Here is a 21659-nt window from a genome sequence, read left to right on the forward strand (position 1 = left end):
CACTTCAGGCCTGCTTCAAGCGTGGACGTCCTGTGCAGAGCGCCGAGACGAGGGGCTGACATGCCTCAATCGATCCATAGCGGCCAAGGAGTCCGTCAATTACGCCTGCGCTCATCGCACCGAGCTTGCGAAGCTTGTTGTTCTCGTACACGATCACTGAGATGAACTGCCCGAGCGTGATCAGGTTGATGAGGAGCGCGGATGGCAGGCTGCGGCCATACAGGCGCGAGACATGAATGCAGTTCCGTGCGGAGTAGTACTGGCGCAACGGGATGTAGTTCCACTGGATGAAGTTGAAGAATCCGATCTTGCGATCGACTCGCTTGCCGATCTCGTGCTTCATGACAAGAGCGGTGTTGATGTATACGGGCACATCCTTACGAAATGCTCGAAAGCAGTACTCGGTGTCCACCTGGTCGATAAAGTAGTCTTCGCGGAAGGCACCCACTACACGGTAGGTCTCTGCAGACATCACCGAGCCGGACGAGATCATTGAGGAGCATGGAACCAAACCTCGATCTTCATCCGTCATCTGCGTCAGCGTTACACCAAAGCGGTTCATCACCAGGAGCGGGATGTAACGATCGACGTTGATGTCGAAGATCTTTGGTCCGAGCAGGAAAGTCGGCGTGCCGAGCTTGCGGCTCGCCTCGATCATTTTCAGGAAGTAGTCTTCCGGAACAACCGAATCCTGGTCAAACGTAAACAGCAGCGTGCACTGTTTTTCGATCAGCCGCTCCATGCCCTTGTTGAAGGCACCGGCAATGCCGCCTCGATTTGAGTTGACGACGACATCGATACCTAGCGATTCGAGCAGCACATGAAGCTTCAGGTCGGGCAGGGGCGAGTTGTCGACGGCGACGACATCGTTGCAGAGACGTTTTAGAAGAAGGAGATTGTCGACGTGCTCCTCCGTCGGATTAAAAAGCACAGCCAGAGTGCCCGGTGTCTGCCTGGCGTCTTGCGTCATGCGAGCACCAGATGTGGTCCTGCTGCTGCCGCAACGACTTTTTGCGAGCTTCTTGCCGCTGTCTCGATGACGACCAGGGCCTTTCGGCAGGAGACCTCGCCCGTTGCGACAAAGCGTTGGATGATGGTGCATTTCTTCTGGAAACTCTTCTCATTCAAGAGTCGCGTAAGCGCCGCGAGAAGCTGCGGTGCAGCTACGGGCGCATCCAGTCGCAGCCCACAGCCGAGTCGCACCAAGCGAGCAGCGTTGTCGAACTGGTCGTGAGCAAACGGTATGGCTAACTGCGGAATTCCTGCTGCCATTGCCTGCGACATCGTTCCGATTCCGCCATGGTGCACAAGCATCTTCGCTCGGGGCAGCAGCTTGCTGAGCGGCACGTAGGATCGAACAAGAATGCTCGGGGGGAGCGACGGCATCGGTTCACCAGCCTTCGCAAGGAAGACTCCGCGCTGCCCAAGCTTCTGGAGTGTGTTCGCAGCCGTTGTAAAGAATTTCATTGTGTCGACCATCGTTGAGCCGGGCGTGAAGACGATGGGTGCCGCTTTACCGACGAGAAACTCTTCGAGTTCCGGATCAATTTCGCGGAACTCCCCTTCGTCAAAGAGGGGGAAGCCGGTAAGGGTGACATGTTGCGGCCAATCCGTCTGGGGTGGCGCAAACCACTCGGGAAAGAGCCCGATCACCTCCTGCGGGGAATGCACCCACCGGCTGAGGATGTGTTTGACGGGGGGCAAGCCTACCGCGGCACGCTCGCGATTGAGTGCGGGGGCGCAGATGCGATCCAGTACGCCGCGCTCAATTGCCCAGAGGAGACCAGCACGGGCGCCATACGGCCAGCTTGCCGGAATGGAGAAGCGCTTGTGGACCGGCGGCAGCTTTGCGGAGAGAAATGTCGATGGCGAAACCTGCACTGAGACGTACGGTACACCGTACTTCTCCTGCATCATGCGCGCGGCAAACGCCCAAAGCGATCCCACCAAGACGGTTTCACTGTCGACCTCTGCCTGGAGCAGATTGTAGAGCGGGCGAATGTACCCCGCCATGATCTTCCACAGCACCTTGAATGAGGTGCGCGGATTCCAGAGTGCGGGATTGCTCATTGCCGCGTGGTACTCTTCGGCTGTTCCGAGGGGCAGAAACCGAAGGCCGGAGCGTTCCACAACTGCCTCAAACGCTGGGCTGGCGCAGATTGACACCCGATGACCCTGATTCGCGAAGGAGCGCCCCAAGCCTAGAAAGGGGTGAACATCCCCAGCCGATCCCATGGCAATGATGAGGATGTGCATCGTCAGTCAGCAGCCTCGGCAAACACCAACTCCTGCCCCATACCCGCAGCGAAAGGAGACGGAACGCTGAAGACCGGCTTCCGCATGAGCGCTATTGGGGACTCGTTGAAGAGGTACTCCCGGATGACTTCACTGACCGTCTTCCAGAGATGACGGCTCTCAAGATCAAGGAAGTGGCCCGCATTTTTCACCACGGCAAACTCACTCTGCGGGATGAACTGCGATAGCTGCCGAACATCCGTCGCCGTCGTATATTCGTCGAGTTCTCCGTTCAGGAACATGACCGGCACATCAATAGAGGCAAACTGCTGCATATACTGCCTCTGATCAAAGTCGAAGATCTGATTAATGTGAAAAATGATCTGCTCTTTGCTGGTCTGAACGCTCATCAGGTAATCGAAGTTGCGAGACTTGACCAGGCCGGACAGATAACGGCCGACAGTATTGTTGAGCAGCTGTGCCGCGCTCATCATGTTATTTTTCTCGAGCATCTCACGAGCGCCAGCCATGTAGTCATGCATTGCCTTGTTAATTACTGGCGAGAACGACCCAATGATCGCTCTCTCAATGGTAGGCGGTCGTCTAGCCAGCGCAAGCAGAGATGAGACTCCGCCCCAGGACACTGACATTAAGTAATTAACTTTATAGTGACTAATGAGATATTCGAGAATATCCACCTCGTCTTCTTTGGTCAGAATATCGGCATCCAGATTGAATTCTTTCGATTTGCCCGCGTAGGGTAGATCGAAGAGCAGAACATTGACCTTATCCCTGAGGTACCGGACAGTCTGGCCGAACGAGGCTGTTGTTGCGAACGCACCATTTACAAGGATGACCGTCTTTGTGCTCTCGTCATTCTTGTGGTATTCGCAATGAATATTGTGTTTTCCTAAGACATTAATGACAGCAGTATCAGGCTTCATGGGCTGCTCCTCGGGTACTGAACATCTGCTTGGCTGTATCTAAGAAGGGTGCACTGCGGTCAAATCCGTTAAGGATGGCTATGACCTCGACGCCGGCACGTGGTCCACGGCATTGAGATATAAGAACCGCACCTGGTAAGGATTTCTTACTTCCGCTTCGCTAGATGCAACTAAAGTATTTATGGTGATGGTTACTTTTGTAAGCTGAGAGTGACTATAGTGGTTTCTCGCGAAAAGGGAAGCTTTTTCGTCACCAGCTTCAAAATTTCATCTTGCTATGACATCTGGCCATACGAAAAGCGAATCACGACACCCTTTTTCGAGCGCTCCCCATCTCAGCGCAAGACCGTCCTACCTCAGAACTGAGCTTCAAACTGGACTTGAGCTTCAAATATCCCGTTACCGGTGTAAACTCAGCCCACCGGGGGACGAGGCAGGCAAGTGAATTTTGATACTTTTGATGCTTCGTACATCGAAAAGCTGCGACTTGGGGATGAAGCGACTGCGGAGCACTTTGTTCGCTACTTCAGTGAATTGATCCTGCTTAAGCTTCGTTCTCGCCTGCGAAGTCAGCAGGCGATCGAAGACGTGCGGCAGGAGACCTTCACGCGGGTTTTCGCCCTTGTTCGCAGCGAGCGCGGCATCCGCCAGGCAGACCGCCTCGGGCCGCTGGTCAATTCCGTCTGCAACAACGTCCTTTTTGAGCAGTATCGGTCCGATGGCCGCGCCGATCCGCTCGAAGAAGAGACCGCCGCGCACTTGGTGGAGCGGGCGCCTGATGCGCTGAGCAGCATGATCTCGTCAGAGACCCGGCACCGGATCAGGAATGTTCTGGACACGCTGAGCGAACGCGATCGCGGCTTGCTGCGTGCCGTTTTCCTCGAAGAAAAGGATAAAGATGAGGTTTGTAAGGAGATGGGCGTCAATCGTGAGTACATTCGGGTGTTGCTGCACCGTGCCAAACATTCGTTTCGAAAGGCCTACGGTGAGGAGGCTGGCAAAGGCTGAATAATTTGCTTGCGCCAGATGATGAAACATGAAACGAAACGTTTCTGCCCGATGCAACACGATAGTGTAGTCGAGGTTTGTGCATGACCCATCATGAAGCAGTAGAACAAATGGCCGTCGAGCGCTATCTCCTGGGAGAGCTATCCGGCGAACCCCGCGATCGGTTCGAGGAGCACCTCTTTGATTGTCAGGAGTGTGCAGCCGATTTGAAGCAGAGTGTCCTCTTTCTGGAGGGTGCCAAGGCGGAGTTGAAGTCGGAAGGAATGCGCGTGGTCCGTCCCATGCCGCAGAAGACGACGTCCCGCATAGCGTGGCTCTGGCGGCCGCAGTTGCTGGCCCCGGCGCTGGCCGCCTGTCTCGCCGTTATTGTCTATCAGTCGGCCATCCTGCTTCCGCACCTGAGGACCGAGGTTGCGGCGTCGCAGACCCCTGCTCTTCTGGAGCCGTTCGTTCTGGCCAACGCTGGTGCTCGCGGCGATACGGTTCCCGAGATCCATGTTCCGAAGCAGGGCGTGTATGCGCTGTCGGTCGATATCCCTCCTGCGCCCAACGCGGCAGGCTATCGTTGCTCCCTGTACTCCGCTGCAGGAGCGCTCGTATGGCATGTGGATGTTTCGCAGCAGCAGGCCCGCGACGCGGTCATGATTCAAGTTCCTGTGATGACAGCACAGGAGGGAATGAACGAGCTTCGTGTGCAGAGCATTACTTCTTCGGGTCCCGAAAATACACTGGCAGTCCTCGCCAGCTACAGGTACAAATTGGTATTCCAAAAATAGCTCACCTCGATGAGCCGGAGTCTGCATGAACGCCAGCAACGAACGAGTTCTCTACTACCAGGCCGACGCCAATCCCATTGGCGGCTATCTTACGCATCCGTTTTCATCAGTGCTGCATACCGATGCATCCGTCTCGCTCGGCCAGGCCGGGGGCCATGTGGCCGGAAGGAGTGAAGCCTTCAAACTGGACGATCTGATTCGCACCGGCTCGCATTACTCCCAGGTCACCGGCTCCACCCTGAAAACAAATGGAAACTGGACCATTCTGATCACTTCGGTCGTTGAAGACCTCAACGTTCTTGAGGTTGTAACCGCAGACCGCATCGTGTCGCGTGTGGCCCTCGAGTATGAGCGTGCTGAGGGCAAGTACTATCCGAAGATCTCGTTCGTTGGTGCACAGTATGAAAATCTCCGGATCTCCGGAACGGACGTCACACCGACACTCGATCTCGATATTCTTTCGGCACCAGCGGCAAATCAGGCACCCCGGTCTGCGGCGGAAGGCGATATTCTGCCTGCAGCCTCTCCAGCGATCATTGAATTTCCAGATACACCATGGCCGGACGTGCAGAGCTTTGTTCGCCGGGCAGTTGATCAGAGTGAGCGAATTGTAAGTGCCAAGGGAGTTCCCGAGTGGTTGAAGCGTCGTTACGAATGGATGGCGGACCCGGCTGCCCGCGCCCGCAAAGGCTACATCGCCTGCTCCCTCGTGAACGAAGTGCCGGGCGCCGCTCCTGGAAGCTCCTTTGGTCATGTCGTTCAGGTTCCCGACTTTGGCAACGTCTTCCTGGGCGAGTTGATGATCGATCCCATCTCCTACCGTCTCACGATGCTTCGGGTCGAGATGGGGTGCTTCGCGGAAGGAAATGTGAGCTTCGCATCGACCGGCGGTGGCAGCAGCCCTATGCCATAGCGATTGTTGCAGCCTTATGTTTGACCGCGGTAGGTTGCAGACAAAGAGGCAGTAGCACTGGCAAGACTCCTGAGGCTGCTTATCAGGAGGTTCGAAGCCTTTTCATCTCCGGTGATCTGCCAGCAGCACGGCTGAGATCGCAGGAGTACCTGGAGCACTATCGATCGAATAGTCCTCTTTGGGCGGCGAGGTTCAGGGCGGAGCTTGCTCGTGTGTACCTTTATCAGGGCCACAGCGAAGATGCGGCTGCCTTATTAAGGCAGCCGCCTCCTGTACATGCCGAAAGTTCGCTGGTTGTCAGGCAGAACCTTCTGCTGACCATGGCGGAGGCACGGTCCGAACATCGGGAAGCCGCCGCCCGCGCCATCACAGTTGCGGAGACTGCCGATACACAAGGTGTGCTACGCGCCGAGATTCTCGCAATCAAGGGAAGTCTGGCACTCGAACAAGGACAGCGCACGGAAGCCGAGAGGCTCTTCAACGCCGCACTGGCACTTGGCACGCCGCAGGATACAAAGTTCTTCGAGATGCAGATGTGGATGAATCTCGGTGCGGTCGCACTGGATCTGGAGCACTACGAAGATGCGCTTGAACGATTCAATCGCGCTTCCATCCTTGCTCAATCGCTCAACGCCCGACTCGCCCTCGAAAAGGTGCTCGGCAACCTTGGCTGGACGTACTACAACACCGGCGACTTTGTGCGTGCCCTGCAGAGTTCGAAGATAGCCGAGACCCAGGCAGCAGCGATTGGCGTCACTCTCGACCAGGTGCGATGGCTGAGAAATGCTGGCATGAGCCAGTTCGAGCAGAATGATCCTGCAGCTGCCCGTGTCTCCTTTGAAAACTCACTCCGACTTGCCGAAGGACTCCACAACTCGCAGGAGATGCTGTACGCCCACTTGGCACTCTCCTATCTCCTGCTGCACACGCAACCGGACCTAGCAGCAAGCCACATCCATGAGGCCGCCCGGCTGGCCCAACTTCGCCAGAACCCTACGGAGGAGTTGGAGCCAATGCTGCTGCAGTCGTTGCTGCTTCTGCAACAGGGCCAGACTGGTGCGGCGGAGACAGGCTTACTCGCCTTCGTGAAGCAGACGACAGCCTTTCCATCGCTCCAATGGGAGGCGGAAAATACCCTGGCGAGGATTTATGCAGTATCGGGCAGGCAGCAAGAGGCCGATCACTGGTACCAGCGCGCTATCACGACCTTCCACCAGCAACGCCTCTCTCTGAAAAGCGTCGAGTTGGAGCTGCCCTTTCTCGAAAACGGTAGCGACCTCTATCTCGGCTATATGGAGCACCTGATCCATGAGGGCAGGACCGACGACGCCTTGAAGATCCTCGATGACAGCCGTGCCGAGACGCTCGCAGAGGGCCTGAAGACCTCCGCCGCCGCGACGGATAAGACGTCGCCGGTCACTGCAGCTTCCATAAGAACGCTCGCCGGTCGGCTGCACGCGACGATCCTTGTGTACTGCCTTCGCCCGGACACATCGTATCTCTGGGCGATCAATGCGGGTAAGGTAGAGTTCCGCACGCTGGCGGCAAGTACAGCGATTTTGCCTCTTGTCGACCGACAAACGCAGGCCATCCTTGCCTCGAAGGATTTGCTCACTCAGAAGGATCAGACCGGCCAGCAGCTCTACGAGCTCCTGATCAAGCCTGCTGCGGACGCGATCGGCAGCAACCGGCGTGTTTTTCTGATCGCCGATAAAGGTCTGGGTGCGCTCAACTTCGAGACGCTGATCCCGACAGACTCGCAGGCGCATTACTGGATTGAAGACGTGGCACTGACGAACGCACGATCACTTCGTCTGCTTGCCGCCTCACCAGATACTGCGGCACCAGCGGCTTCGAACAAGCTCCTCCTGATCGGTGATCCGCTCTACAGGACTGGTGAGTTTCCGCCGCTCCCGAATGCAGCCGCTGAGATGGAGGGCGTCGCCTCTCACTTCGAGGCTGCCGCACGAACGATGTCCACTGGCGGCAACGCACTACCCGCAAGCTACGCTTCAAGCAATCCGGCGAACTTCACTTATATTCACTTCGTAGCCCACGCTACTGCGAACGAGACGAATCCGCTGGACTCGGCGATCATTCTCTCGACCCCGCCAAACACTCCGCAGGATCGACCAGCCGCCAATCGCCTCTACGCCCGCGATATCCTGCAAAGTCCCGTGCATGCCGAGTTGGTCACCATCTCCTCGTGCTTCGGCTCGGGCACGCGCAACTACTCCGGCGAGGGCGTTGTGGGGTTGGTCTGGGCGTTCCTTCGAGCAGGAGCGCACTCGGTGATCGGGGCAAGCTGGGAGGTCAGCGACGTCTCAACCCCACAACTGATGGACGCGCTCTACACGCACCTGCTCAGTGGCGACAAACCTGACGAGGCTCTCCGCTCCGGAAAGCTCGCCATGATCCATGGCGAGGGCGTCTTTCGCAAGCCACTCTACTGGGCGTCCTTCCAGCTTTACGCTGGAAGGTAGGCTACGTCACCTTTTTCTTTGGTGCGGCTCTCTTCTTTGCCACCTTAGCTGATGCCTTTGCGACCGATGCTTTCACCTTCGACACTTCGACGACGGGAGGTGTCAGCGGAGCAGTTGCGACAATTGGCTGCAATTGGGCGACCAGCTTCTGCACCTCAAAGCCGGACTTCTCAGCCGTCGCAGCGATGGAGGTTAGAAAGCTGTTCTTAGCGATCTTTGGCCTGGCCGACTTCTCTTTAGCGGCGAGGAGGACAGGGATCAGCAACCACCCAACCATCTCCTCAAACTGCTCCTTATTGAAGTAGGTCTTGCCCTGATACTCTCCAGCTCCTGTAAGCCACCGAACGTCAGGATCGCTCCAGAACTCGCCCGAGCCAAGTAGATCTTCGAGCGAAGGACTTGTTCCATAGGCCAACAAGATCCGCACCCGTGCCGCCGCACGCCATGCACCCTCACCCTCCAGACCGAGCGATGAGAACGTTTCGGCAAGCGCGGCGCGAAGCTGAAGCTGATCAAACAACACGACGTTTTCACGGCTCTTCACCTTGAGGGCGCTGAGAACGCTCCAGGCCAAGATGGGAGCCCAGGTGCCCAGCGACTCCTTCAGTGAACCGATCGGAAGAAACGCGCCTGACACTCCTGGCCAAGTCGCCGCGTAGCTCGCCGCCTTCTCTGGCAGGCGCGTCACCGCCTTTACGGAATCTTCGATCGCCTTCTGGAACCGCGTTCCTTCGGCCTCGTCCGATCGCCCCTCAAGATGCTCCACGCTCTCAAAGAATGGCTTCGCCTTGTCAAATAGCGGGACCAGCCGCGTCTCATGTAGCTTCACCTCGACAAGCTTCGGCAGCGGAGCCTCAGCCTGCTCAGACCCTAGCAAGGAAGAGAGCGCAGTGTCGATGACGTGCGCTACCTTGTCGGCGATCGTCTCCGCAACCGGCTCTGCCTGCGGCGTTTTCTTCTGCGGAGAGCTGGCACTTACCTCGATCACGGCCTCGATCGAGCCAGCACAGAGCATCTGCCGCAATGCCTCGTGCAGAGGCCGCAGCCGCAGCTTCGATAGCGCCTCGTCGAGGTTGTAGACGCCAGCGCCGTTCAGCGCGTCACACAGCCTGTCCCATGGCTGCTCCGCCGTCGAACGCAACTGTCGCCAATGCTGCAGCACAACATACTGGTACGCTCGCAGTTCAATGGTGATCCCGTGGTGTGCCAGGTCGTTCGACCGGCGCAGGTACTCGAGCCCGGTCGCCACATCCTTGTAGGCCACCACCAACGAGTCTTCCGCTCCGAGCTGCAGCGCATCGTCGAGCCGACGGCTCCGCAGCGTTCCACTTCCCTTGTCCATCGACTCAGCCGACGTGTGGATCGTTCCGCGCGTGCCGCCATAGCGATTGTTGAAGAAGATAATGGCGCGCTCTGCCCCTGAGAGATTCGAGTAGGCGTAGACGCTTTCATCTACTGAGCCATCCTCGTTCCAGAAGTCATAGAGAAAGAAGTCGCTGCTTCCGGCAAACAACTGCCGGTTCTTCAGCAAAGGCGCAATCTCGCGCTGATGCCGCGCGACGAGATCTTCGTTCGGAGACTCGTCGAAGCGCGCCTTCTTATATTCCATACCGTACTTCTCGGTGAAGGCCTCGATCTGCCCGTGTCCGAACATCGGCAGCCCGGGCAATGTTGCCAATAGCGTGCACACGCCGAAGTAGCGGTCGCCGGATCCGAACTGATCGATCGCAGTTCGCTCGTCCGGATTACTCATGAAATTCACGTATCGCTTCAGGATGTCTGGATCGAACTCTATCGTCTTCTTCAAGTAGGACCGATACTTCGCATTCTCCTCATCACGCAGCATGTTCATGAAGGCGCTGTTGTAGACGCGGTGCATCCCCAGCGTGCGAACGAAGTAGCCTTCCAGCAGCCAGAAGGCCTCGGCCAGAAGAAGCGTGCCCGGCACCTCGACTGCGACACGATCCACCACCTCGCGCCAGAATTCGTTCGGCATCAGCGCGTCGAACTCCGCGTTCGTCATGCTGTCCTCAGCGCGCGAAGGGATCGAACCGCCAACGCCGGGAATTGGAAACCAAAGCCGCTGCACATGCTTCTTAGCCAGCGTCATGGCCGCGTCGAAGCGGATGATCGGAAACAACCGTGCGACCTGCAGAATGGTCTGCATCACTTGCTCACGCACCACAGCCTTGGAATAGTCCAACTGCGCCGTATCGTTCCAGGCAAAGGTGGTTCCGTCGTTGCCGTGGTACATGAAGTCCGTATGGCCGCTCATCCGGTCGCGCCGTCGGAAGACCACCGCAGCATCCGTCTGGTCGAAGTAGTGGTCTTCAATCTTGATCTCGACACGGCTGTCATTCGACAGGTCCGGGCCCTCGAAGCTATATACCGGAAATGGACTCTCGGCACGGGATAGGAACCACTCCGGATGCTCCATCACCCACGTCGAATCGATGCCCATGTGGTTTGGCACCATGTCGCTTGCGAGCCGGATGCCAACCACCGCGCAGCGATCCCGAAGATGCCGATAGGCTGGCTCGCCGCCAAGGTCCTCCGCGATCCGGTAGTCCGCCACAGAGTACGCCGACGCCACCGCGTCCGCCTGGCCACGCAGTCGCTTGATCGTCTGTGACGCGCTGCTTCGTTCCCAGAGACCGATCAGCCAAAGGCCGTTCAAGCCGCGGTCGGCAATCAGCGCAAGTTCCTCATCCGGGATCTGGTCGAGCCGCTGGATGTGCCGCTGAAACTTCTTCGAGAGCTGTTCGAGCCACACATACGTGCTCTTCGCCAGTAGAACAACCGTTGGCATCCACGCCTGGTCCGGGCTAAAAGCCTCGTACTCGTTGACGACTGGCTGCTCCTGCGACTGCGCCTCGCGCCACCGCCTCGCCCGCTCCTCCGCCGCTCCTTCGAAGCCGACGAACTCATCACCAATAAAACCTTCGCTTCCCCAGCCCTGCTGGCCTTGCCGATGCGACGCCATGCCAGAGGCTGGATGGAACTGCATCCAGATGGCGATGTCCTCTTCCTTCAGGGTGTCGATCGCCAGCAGGACCTGCCTCAGTTCATCGCCCAGGTACTCGACCCACTTCTCGCGAATGAAGGCCAGTTGGCCCGTCAGCGAATCCGGTGATGCCAGCATCGGCGCAAGCAGCGCATCGAGCAGCGTTCCGACCTCGAGATCAAACACAGGCCGCGTCGCAAAATATTCGTCCAGCGTCGACGTGACAGCCTTGTAGACCGTCTTCTTCTCGAGATCCGTATCGTCGAAAAACTCTTTGAACGGGGCAAACGCTGGATTGATATTAGCCAGCCAGAGCATGAGCAACTCTTCGACCGCTGCCTCACGGTTCGACATGCCCTCGGTGGAGCCATCAAGCCACTCCTGCACCGTCTGCTCGCCGCGATAGATCCCGACATTTGGAAACTGTTGCGTAAAGGTCGTCAGCAGCTTCTCGACGCCGATCTCGTTCGCCTGCGACTGAAACCACTGCAGCGCCGCTGACAGCACCTCGGGATCGAGCGTCTCGCGAAACTGAGCGATCAGCGCATGATTCAACTCATCGATCAGCCCCATCGCAAACAGGCTGCCGGCATGCATCACTTCCGCGGGAGCCAGGGTCTTTCCCGCCCCGCGAACCTCGTTCACGCGCTTCGCAAGCTCTCTGCTGGCCGCGATATTGCCAAACACTACATTGCCCGCATAGTTAAAGAGCAGATCACTAATGCCATATCGATCGCGAACGTTACGCGAAATGTGGAATTCCATGCCTGAACGCCTCTATCTCAGTTGCTGCCGCCATGGCGGTATAGTTTCGATGCCTTATTTCCGGATGCGGTACACCGGCGGACCTGCTTTCAAGGTCACACGTTTAGAAGGAGTTTTTGCGGTCCCTGCAACAGGTATACCTTGTTTGCGGCAAGGCATATTGGCAAAGATGCACTAGTTGCCATCGGCGATCCATAATCAGCTGGGGTTGCCTGCAAGGCGCAAGAAAATCCAAACAGAGATTGGGCACTTTTCTGTTTGGAATCAGTGACTTCCCCATCGCAGGATGGGCAGGAGACTCGAATAGTCGTCCGTCCACACGCGCAGCCCGGCAACAGGATCTATCGCCACCGTCTGCTCGCGAACCGTCTCCGAACCCTCGAAGAATCCGAGTGGCGCGACCAGTACCCAGGTCGCCTGAAACTCTCCGCGCCCCTCGTTGAGCGGGCTTTCGATTAGCCGTGCCGCCATTCCCGAAGCTACAGCCAGGAGGGCGACTTCGGGCGCGAGGTCAAGGTACTGATTGGAGACATGAAATGCCAGGATACCCCCCGGCGCAAGCTGTCTGCGGTAGACCTGCATCGCCTCCGTAGTGAGCAGGTGCAGCGGAATGGCATCGCCTGAAAATGCATCCACCACCAGCACCTGAAAGCCGTGCGGCGCCTCACGAGTCAGCGACGCGCGCGCATCTCCCTCCGCAACACTGACCTTCGCGCCCGATTCGCGCAGGTAGGTAAACAGGTTCTCCGCGATCGGCTGCACCAGCGGATTGATCTCATAGAAGCGGAACTCATCGCCCGCCCGACCATATGCCGCCAGTGTTCCGGCTCCCAGCCCTACAATCCCGACCCGCCTGCCGGCCGTCCGGCAGCACTCCGCAAGGGCCAGTCCCACACCGGAATCCCGCGCATAGTAGGTGGTCGGCAGCCGGCTCATGCCGGGTGCGAAGGACTGCGTCCCATGCTGAATGGTTCCGTTTAAGAGCAGGCGTACCGGCTGCAGCTCCGGCGGCGAATTCGATTGGCGTACCCGCAGCGTGCCGTAAAAGTTCCGCACCTCCACCAGCGTCTCGCGGCCATAGACGATGTGCATCATGATGGCGAGCCCCAGCAGCAGCACACTCCCGGTCGACCAAAGCAGACGCTGCGGCCACCCATCAGCCCATGTCACCACCAGCGCCAGCGCCGCCGTTACGAGGAACGAGATCGCCAGGTCATAGTTTCCGGAGAAGAGTAGCGGGCTCAGGATCGCCACGAAAAAGGTTCCCGCCACACCGCCACCCGCGATCAGGAGGTAGAACTCCGTCGCCTCGGACGCTCGCCGTGGTCGCAGCGCGAAGACCTCTGCATGTAAGAAGAGACAAGCGACAAAGACCTCAACGAGGAAAAAGAAGATCCCGATGCCTATTGGCAGCGAGGCGTCCGTCTTCGAGAGCGCGTAGCCGAGGCTCGCCAGCATCAGTACCAGAAAGCGCACCACGATGCCACGTCGATACAGCCCGGGAAACTCGAATGCCATGATCAACGTCAGCAGGTACACCGCGAGCGGCATCATCCAGAGCAGCGGGATCGCTGCGATATTCGAAGTCAGATGGCTGGTTACCGCGCTCAACTGCAGCGCCGCAGCCATCGGCAGCAGAAACCAGAGGACCTTACTCTGAAGCGAGGCTGCCGCAGGTTCTGCCGAGGCTTCTATGTCCTCGAGTGGCGCACCTCCATCCTTCAAGCTGAGAGACAATATGGCGCTCAAGACCGCATACAGGAGAAACGCTACCGACCAGGCCAGTCGCTGGTGGCGCAGCGAAAGGTGCGGCTCGACCACTGTTGGATACAACACCAGCGCCAGTAACGATCCCGCATTCGACAGGGCGAAGAGCCTGTACGGTACGCCGCCACTGCCTCGCGCGATCCATACCTGCAGCAACGGACTTGTCGAGCCTAGCAGCAGAAAGGGCAGCCCAATTCCCAGGGTCAGGCCAGCGAAGATGGTTCTCACTGGATGCGCCGCGCCATTGCTCAGGTCAAGCCGGAAGTGCGTCGCCACGCCAACAACGATCACCGCCGCAGCCAGCACCAACAAATGGATGCGACGTTGGCGAAGCACCGTCAGTCTGCGCGAAAGCCAGTGCGCATACAGATAACCGAACAGCAGGACAAGCTGAAAGAAGACGAGGCACGTGATCCACACCGCAGACGACCCGCCCAGTGCAGGCAGTAGCTCCTTCGCTGCCATCGGCTCAACCAGGAACAAAAGGAATGCGGAAAGAAAGATCGTGATGCCGTAGAGCGCGCGGGAAGAGGTCATAGGGCCAGATGGAAGCGGTTTTGAACGCGCTCCCATCTTGCCACACGCAGCCTGACTTTGCCCTGAACTACAGCAGGTCGTTGCCCTTATACCTCTGCTCGTCGCCGACCGCTTCACTGCACCTTAGTTGGAATGCACCGTGAAGTTGTAGCTCCCCGAGCCAAGCTCGGCGACGACCGAGCCGTCCACGGCGCGCGTTGAGAGCTTTACACCGTCCTGCTCGACAACGCTTGAAGCCGTAGCCGGAAGCGAGACAGTAGCCGTAGTGTTCGGCGGAACACGCACGCTCAGCCGGAAGTTCGAACCCTCCTGCGTCCAGTCCGACGTCACGAGGCCATACGCTGAGTCATACTCCGCGTGAACATGGGGCAGCCGCGAGTCGACGTGCGGACTGAGCACGATGTGATGGAAACCCGCGCCCGCACCATTGGTGTCGATGCCCGCAGCCCGCCGGTACACCCACGCCATCACCGACCCGAACGCATAGTGGTTGTACGAGTTCATCGACGGGTCACCGGTGTCGCCGTTCCAACGCTCCCACCACGTCGTCGCGCCCTTCTCCACCATGTAACCCCAGGACGGATAGGTCGTGTTCAGCAGCAGGCTGTACGCCACATCCACACGGCCATGCAGATCGAGCACCGACAACAGAAACGGTGTTCCCAGGAAGCCTGTCGTCAGATGATTTTGGTGCGCCTCGATATCCTTGACGAGGCGATCGGTCATCGCCGCTTCAAGCGCCTTTGGAGCCATGCCGGTATACAGAGTCAGCACGTAAGCCGTCTGCGTGTTGCCTTTGACCGAACCATCCGCCTGCACATAGTTCTTCCGATAGGCCGTCTGGATCTTCCCGTAAAGGTCCTCGTATTTCTGCGCGTCTGCCGTCTTCCCGAGAGCTGTAGCCATCTCCTGCATTTGTTTTGCCAGCAGTGCCCAATAGGCAGTACCGACTAGGTCTGACGGCGTGTTTGGATCAGGAGCGAGCCAGTCGGCGTAGTTCGGGCCAAGCTCCTTTTGGCGAAGATAGTTTGGGTTGGTCCGGAGCATGAAGTCCATCCACTTCTCCATCGCCGTCCAGTTCCGCTCGAGGATCGCCCGGTCGCCATACTGCAGCCACGTCGCATACGGCACCAGCACGCCCGCATCGCCCCATCCTGGCGCCCCCGGATGACCCTCTACTCCCTCCAGCAGGTTGGGGGAGATGTTCGAAAACGCGCCCTCATCACTCTGCGCGTCGACCACATCCTGCATGAACTTGTGCGAGAACGAATCGATGTCGAAGTTGTAGCTGCCCGTCCGCCAAAAGACTCCAGCATCGCCCATCCAGCCCATACGCTCGTCGCGCTGCGGGCAGTCCGTCGGAATTGAAACAAAGTTGCCGCGCTGGCCCCACAGGCCCAGTTCGTTCATATGGTTTAGCAACTCGCTTGAGGTCGAGAGTCGCATGGAAGGCGCGGCCGGCAGGCTGTTCCATACGATTCCTTCGAGCGAAGCGGGTGTAGCCTTTCCGGGATACCCGGAGACCTCCACATACCGGAAGCCGTGGAAGGTAAACGCAGGTTCCCATACCTCTTCCCCATTGCCGCTCAGGGTATAGAGATCGGTCGCATCGGCATCACGAAGATTTTCCGTATAGACCGTACCGTCTGGTTTGAGCCGCTCTGCGAAACGCAGCCGCACCGTCGTTCCGCGCGCACCCTTCACACGAAGCCGCACCACGCCGACCATGTTCTGTCCCATGTCGAAGAGCGCGTCCTGCCCTTTGCCCGCTGCCACCATCGTCACCTTCACCGGCGTCACATTCTGCGCAGGATGAACCGGCGTGTCCGGCTCAGCTGTCACCGCGACCTTGGGGTTGCCTTCTGATACCGTAGCGGCACTCCAAGCTCCGGCTTTGTCGCCGTGTACCTTGTTCCAGCCGGGAAGCTCGCGGCGCGCGTCATACGCCTCGCCGGCATAGATCTCCGAGGCGATAATTGGCGAGGCAGCCGTCTGCCACGTTTCGTCCGTCGCTACTGTCTGGCTCGTTCCATCCGCGAACCGCAACTCAAGCTGTGCTCGCAGCAGGTCCGGCCCCGAGAACATACGCGTCCCCGACCAGAGCAGCGGGCTTCCATGCCACCCTGCTCCCAACATTGCCGCCAACGTGTTCTCGCCTTTGCCGACCAGCGCGGTCACATCGTAGGCCTGATACAGCACTCGCTTCCGATAGTCCGTAAACCCCGGCGTTAGCTCGTCCGCTCCAACCTTCTTCCCGTTTAAGAACGCCTGGTAGCCACCGAGCGCCGTCACATACAGGCGGGCTGAAACTACCTTGCCCTTTGGCGTAAAGTCTTTCCGAAACAGAGCAGTCGTCGACTCGATGCGGTCGGGGCTGTCCGCAGGGGTCACGCGATCCGGTGCAACCCCAAAGTGCTGACTCGCCAGCACGCCAAGATCATCCGCCCCCCGCAGTTCTGCCGCTCCAGCTACCCGCGCCTTCCAGGCCCCATCGCTTACGATCGTGCTCTCCGTACCATCGGCGCTGGTCAGCCGAAGGAGGGCCGCAAGAGCCGCCGGATAGGTCTCCTCCGCCTTTTTGGACTTCCTCACATCTACAGACACGGTAATCAGGTTGTCCCCGGCTGCACCCGCTCCATATACAAGCTGATCGCGAATATCCTCCCGATCGAAGGCGCCCCACTCCTGCTTATGCCCGGTCTCCGTACCATTGACCCGGGTCGTAAACGTGCCGCCGGAGAAGATGTGCAGCACCGCTGCCGAAGGCTTCGCCGCCAAGTGCAGCGAGTACGTAAACTCCGAGCTTGTTCCCTGGGGCACATGGTGCGCATCGATGCCCGGCACCCAGATCCAGTGGATCGCCGCCAGCTCCTTTTCGGCCGATATATCGCGCCGCCGAATCCACTTGCCCTGCCAGTCCGCCTGCTCGGGCAGACCCGTCTCCCACCACGATCCAGCGGGCGCCACTTCGCTCTTGCCCGCCTTGTCCCACACCCGAACGGTCCAGAAGTATCGTGTGTGCGCCTTCAACGCAGGCCCGCTGTACGCAATCCCGACTGATTCGCCCGATGTCACGCGTCCGCTATCCCAGACATCCGCCTTGCTTGCATCAGCTGTGCTGGACACGGTCACCTGGTACGCCGACTGCATCCAGTCCCGCCCAGCGGCGTCACTTTGCCACGAGAAGACCGGGCGGGCGATGTCCATCCCAAGCGGGTTTACCTGTCCCTCGGCCCTCAGATGTACCGGTGTCGCCTGCAGGCTTGCGCCGCCCATTGCTGCAACCAGCACGGCTCCAAGCAGCGCAGCGCGGCTATAAAATCTTCCACGCGAAGAAAAACTCAATTGATCATGAAAACCCACGTTGGCCGCTCCGAGCTTAGACACCTTAGTCACGATCATCTTACCCCGGTCCCGGCCGGTCCCTAGATCGTCAATAGTCGTGTCCCGCCCGACGCATCAAACCTGCATCCAACGGAGTGACACCGGAAGATCGCCTCATTTGTTTCTTTGCCGCACGGTTTATTGCTTTGAAGCCATCAATTCTGCGGTAAAGCGGCGATTGACCATCGAACTTCCACGGTGATAGAACTGCGTTTGGTCAGCGCAATCGATTGCGCAACCAGACACAAGAACCTCCCTGCCGCCATCGCGAGTCTCCCCCTCCAATGGCCGTGCAGGATTGATCCGCTTCAGGAGGCACTATGCACGCACCGTCACGAAACACCCCCAGCCACTTCAGGTCTCCCTTTCGGCCCCTGAGAGCAGCCCTCTCCCTGGTCGTCCTCGCCTGCCTTGCGGTACCAGCGGCCATGGCCCAGTTCCGCGCCTCCATTCAGGGCACCGTTACCGACCCCCAGGGCGAAGTCGTCCCCGGCGCCATCGTCACCCTCACCGACACCGCCACGAACAAGGTGCTCACCAGTACAAGCAACGAGAGCGGCGTCTACAACTTCAACGCCCTCCCCGACAGCACCTTCACGATGGCGGCTGAACGTCCCGGCTTCAAGAAAAAGGTTCTCAGCGGCATTCACATCACGCCGGAGCAATCGAACGCCGTCAATCTTCAACTCGACCTGGGCGGCGCGACGGAGACGATCAACGTCAACGCCGACACCACGCCGCAGCTTGAAACGGCGAACGCGGCCATTAGCGGCGTCGTCAATGACAACCAGATTCAACATCTTCCCTCGTCAGGCCGCGACGTCTTCCAGCTCGTACAGCTTGCCCCGGGAGTCTTCGGTGACGGCTCGCGTGCGACCGGCGGCAATTCAAGCAGTCTCCCCGGCACCTCTGGCCCTGGTGGCAGCGGCAGTGGCATCTTCCAGACTGAAAACGGCCCGCAGGCGAACGCAAATGGCGGCCAGACCAACTCGAACGGCATCCAGATCGACGGCATCAGCACGGTCAGCGCCGTGTGGGGCGGAACCTCCGTGATCACTCCCACTGAAGATTCTGTCGGCAGCGTCAAGGTTCTTTCGAACGGCTATGACGCGGAGAATGGACGGTTCAGCGGCGCAAACGTCCAGATTACCTCGAAGACCGGAAGCAACCAGTACCATGGCAGTCTGTTCTTCCGGGCGAGCCGCCCCGGCCTTAACGCCTACCAACGGTACAACGGTGCCGGCACCTTCAATTCAGGAACTCCTTCGGACCGTGGTCTACTCCGCGACACCACCTTTGCGAATCAGTATGGCGGCAGCGTCGGTGGCCCCATCCTTCATGACAAGCTTTTCGCCTTCTTCGCTTACGAGACGCAGCGCGGAAATACCGTGGCGACTGCAACTGGCTGGTACGAGACTGCCGCCTTCCGTGGTCTTGCCCCCGCTGGCAGTATCGCTTCGACCTACCTGAACTTTCCCGGCGGAGCAGTCTCCGCCTCGTCACTCGTCAACCAGACCTGCAGCCAGGCTGGCTTTACCGAGGGACAGAACTGCCGCACCATCGCCGGACAGGGTCTCAACCTCGGCTCACCCATCAACGGAGGGCTTGGGCAGCAGGATCTCACCTGGCAGAGCACCACGAACCCAGGAATTGGGGGCGGCCTCACCAATACTCCCGACATCGCCCTTTACAGCACCCTGAACCCGACCAACCAGACCGCCGCTCAATACAACGGTCGTATGGATGGTGATGTCACCAAGAGGGATCACATCGCCTTTGCCATCTACTGGGTTCCGCTCTCCAAGGTGAACTACAACGGAACCGCGCGCGCCTACAACCTCTTCAACCACAGCCAGATCAACGACGCTTATTCCGTTATTTACAACCATGTGTTCTCGCCGACGTTTCTGAACGAAGCTCGCGCAAATGATGCTGGCTATCGCTGGAATGAAGTTGCAACGAATCCGCAGGCACCATTCGGTCTTCCCCAATCGCAGGTCGATGGGCTGGCGAACATCTCCGGCAGCAATCAACTTAGCTTTTTCGGTGCAGGCGGCCCCAGTAACCTGAATCAGCACACCTTCACCTACAAGGACGTTGCCACCAAGATCCTAAGCAATCACACTGTCAAATTTGGCGGCGATGTGACCCGCCTCTATTACCTCAACAATCCGACCTACGCGGCCCGCCCAAGCTATAACTTCTATAACATCTGGGACTTTCTCAACGACGCGCCGCACAGTGAGTCTGGCAGCTTCGATTCGGCCACCGGTACCCCTACCACCAACCGTCAGGACACCAGAGAAGACCTCTACGGCTTCTTTATTCAGGACGACTGGAAGGTGCGACAGAATCTCACCATCAATGCTGGTATTCGCTACTCCTACTTTGGACCCTTCTCATCCAAGCAGAACAACCTTGGTGTTGTGCAACTTGGATCTGGAGCAACAACTTACACGGGTCTCTCGATCCGTCGTGGCGGGAACCTGACCAACGCGCAGAAGGGTAACTTTGGACCGCAGATCGGCTTTGCTTACAGCCCGGACATGTTCCATGGCAAAGCAGTTGTTCGTGGAGGCTTTGGGCTGAACTATAACCAAAGCGAGATCGCAATCTCCGGCAACTCTGGCAACAATCCACCGTACATCTTCAATGCGAACTTCAATAGCAGCAGCATCAATAACGGCGTAGCCACCATCGATCCGCGCATCCGCTACGGAATTGGCAGTTCCCCCACATCACTTTACGGCTATGCTTCGAACCCGAATGCCGTGACCGCCTTCAATGCCGCGAACCTGCCGCTGTCAGGAGGCGTTGCGGTTACAGCATTCCAGGCAAATCAGCCGACGATCTACACCGAACATTTCTCCCTCGATACGCAGTTTGACCTCGGTCACCAGATGGTCGCCACCGTTGGCTACCAGGGCAGTCTGGGTCATCACCAGATCGTGCAATCGCAACTTTACGTCAACGCCTTTGCCGCTGGACAGGCACAGAACCCCCTGGTCCAGAACGTCGACTACTACGCCAACACGGGCGCCTCCAACAACAACTCACTCCTGCTCGGCCTGAAGCACAACATGGCGCATCACTTCATGTTCGACGCCGAGTTTGCATACGCCAAGACGATGGATACTGGATCCTTCCCATACTACGAAGATCCTTATCCCTACCGTCCAGATCTTGCCTATGGCCGCTCCGACTTCAACTACGGAAAGGCTCTCAAGATCTACGGCCTCTGGCAGCCGGTCTTCTTCCATGGCAACAGCTTGCTGTCGAAGCTTGCTGATGGCTTCTCCTTCAGCGGCATCTACAACATCCACACGGGCTTCCCCTTCACCCCGACCTACAACGTCTCCGGTGGAAACCTCTACTACGGCTCGAGCGGTTATAGCTCTCTGCGCCCCACCTACATCGGTAGCAAGAATCTTGACAGCAGCAACAATGCCTTCGAGATAAAAGGTACGAACACCAACTATCCCGGCAATGCGAATGTCACCACGACCTCACCGTACTTCATCAATCCAACGGCTCCGGTCGCACCGGGTGGTGGTTTCGCAACCGGTCTGCCTTCCCTCCCTGGGATGGCACGTAACTCCTTCAACGGTCCCGGATATCAGGATGTCGATGCTACGGTCACCAAGTCGTTCGGCCTTCCAAATGGCCGGGTGATCGGGGAGCATGCCGCCATCGAAATTCGCGCTGACGCCTTCAATCTCTTCAACCAGACCAACCTGAACAACAGCTCGATCGTCACCAACATCCTGACCCCAACCTTCGGTCAGGCCCAAAGTGGCCTCGCCGGCAGAAACGTCAACCTGCAGGCACGGTTCAGCTTCTAGA

The 21659-nt window shown here is 58.4% G+C and carries 11 protein-coding genes; 5 read left to right on the forward strand and 6 right to left on the reverse strand.

Annotated features, from left to right (window positions below):
* Positions 1-4: 4 nt before the first annotated feature.
* Genes OHL20_RS06485 through OHL20_RS06495 form a run of 3 tightly spaced genes read right to left on the reverse strand, consistent with a single transcriptional unit; the run spans position 5 to position 3179 of the window.
* Positions 5-970 (reverse strand): glycosyltransferase family 2 protein, encoded by a 966-nt coding sequence (locus OHL20_RS06485; protein WP_263382384.1) that lies wholly within the window; start codon positions 968-970, stop codon positions 5-7.
* Positions 967-2256, reverse strand: a complete 1290-nt coding sequence (locus OHL20_RS06490; RefSeq protein WP_263382385.1) for a glycosyltransferase — start codon at positions 2254-2256, stop codon at positions 967-969. Before OHL20_RS06490 ends, OHL20_RS06485 begins: the two co-directional genes overlap by 4 nt.
* A 2-nt stretch (positions 2257-2258) precedes the next feature.
* The gene (locus tag OHL20_RS06495; protein ID WP_263382386.1) at positions 2259-3179 is read right to left on the reverse strand and encodes an alpha/beta fold hydrolase; all 921 of its coding nucleotides are present in this window, start codon (positions 3177-3179) and stop codon (positions 2259-2261) included.
* Positions 3180-3620: 441 nt separating this feature from the next.
* On the opposite strand from OHL20_RS06495, the gene OHL20_RS06500 reads away from it, so the two are divergent.
* The 4 genes from OHL20_RS06500 (at position 3621) to OHL20_RS06515 (ending at position 8359) form a co-directional block, all read left to right on the forward strand.
* A complete protein-coding gene (locus OHL20_RS06500; RefSeq protein ID WP_263382387.1) occupies positions 3621-4187 on the forward strand; it encodes an RNA polymerase sigma factor in 567 nt (188 codons plus the stop codon).
* Positions 4188-4270: 83 nt separating this feature from the next.
* Entirely contained in the window at positions 4271-4963 is a 693-nt protein-coding gene (locus OHL20_RS06505) for a zf-HC2 domain-containing protein (RefSeq protein ID WP_263382388.1), read from the forward strand.
* A gap of 25 nt (positions 4964-4988) precedes the next feature.
* Positions 4989-5876, forward strand: coding sequence for a hypothetical protein (locus OHL20_RS06510; RefSeq protein ID WP_263382389.1), 888 nt, complete (start codon positions 4989-4991; stop codon positions 5874-5876).
* Between the two features lie 212 nt (positions 5877-6088).
* The gene (locus OHL20_RS06515) at positions 6089-8359 is read left to right on the forward strand and encodes a CHAT domain-containing protein (protein WP_263382390.1); all 2271 of its coding nucleotides are present in this window, start codon (positions 6089-6091) and stop codon (positions 8357-8359) included.
* A 1-nt stretch (position 8360) separates the two neighbouring features.
* On the opposite strand, the gene OHL20_RS06520 is transcribed toward OHL20_RS06515, so the two are convergent.
* From OHL20_RS06520 to OHL20_RS06530, 3 genes are all read right to left on the reverse strand, one after another.
* On the reverse strand, positions 8361-12128 hold the full coding sequence (locus OHL20_RS06520; protein ID WP_263382391.1) for an alpha-amylase family protein: 3768 nt from the start codon (positions 12126-12128) through the stop codon (positions 8361-8363).
* 264 nt (positions 12129-12392) lie between these two features.
* A complete protein-coding gene (locus OHL20_RS06525) occupies positions 12393-14432 on the reverse strand; it encodes a fused MFS/spermidine synthase (protein ID WP_263382392.1) in 2040 nt (679 codons plus the stop codon).
* A gap of 123 nt (positions 14433-14555) precedes the next feature.
* Entirely contained in the window at positions 14556-17828 is a 3273-nt protein-coding gene (locus OHL20_RS06530) for an alpha-L-rhamnosidase (RefSeq protein WP_263382393.1), read from the reverse strand.
* A gap of 308 nt (positions 17829-18136) precedes the next feature.
* On the opposite strand from OHL20_RS06530, the gene OHL20_RS06535 reads away from it, so the two are divergent.
* On the forward strand, positions 18137-21658 hold the full coding sequence (locus OHL20_RS06535) for a TonB-dependent receptor (protein ID WP_263382394.1): 3522 nt from the start codon (positions 18137-18139) through the stop codon (positions 21656-21658).
* Position 21659 lies beyond the last annotated feature (1 nt).

Origin of the sequence: Granulicella arctica (assembly GCF_025685605.1) — a bacterium.
Lineage (GTDB): Bacteria > Acidobacteriota > Terriglobia > Terriglobales > Acidobacteriaceae > Edaphobacter > Edaphobacter arcticus.

Excerpts from the sequence above, each read along its gene's own strand:
- OHL20_RS06485 (WP_263382384.1), bottom strand. The coding sequence starts at position 970 with ATGACGCAAGACGCCAGGCAGACACCGGGCACTCTGGCTGTGCTTTTT.
- OHL20_RS06490 (WP_263382385.1), bottom strand. The coding sequence starts at position 2,256 with ATGCACATCCTCATCATTGCCATGGGATCGGCTGGGGATGTTCACCCC.
- OHL20_RS06495 (WP_263382386.1), bottom strand. The coding sequence starts at position 3,179 with ATGAAGCCTGATACTGCTGTCATTAATGTCTTAGGAAAACACAATATT.
- OHL20_RS06505 (WP_263382388.1), top strand. The coding sequence starts at position 4,271 with ATGACCCATCATGAAGCAGTAGAACAAATGGCCGTCGAGCGCTATCTC.
- OHL20_RS06510 (WP_263382389.1), top strand. The coding sequence starts at position 4,989 with ATGAACGCCAGCAACGAACGAGTTCTCTACTACCAGGCCGACGCCAAT.
- OHL20_RS06520 (WP_263382391.1), bottom strand. The coding sequence starts at position 12,128 with ATGGAATTCCACATTTCGCGTAACGTTCGCGATCGATATGGCATTAGT.
- OHL20_RS06525 (WP_263382392.1), bottom strand. The coding sequence starts at position 14,432 with ATGACCTCTTCCCGCGCGCTCTACGGCATCACGATCTTTCTTTCCGCA.
- OHL20_RS06535 (WP_263382394.1), top strand. The coding sequence starts at position 18,137 with ATGCACGCACCGTCACGAAACACCCCCAGCCACTTCAGGTCTCCCTTT.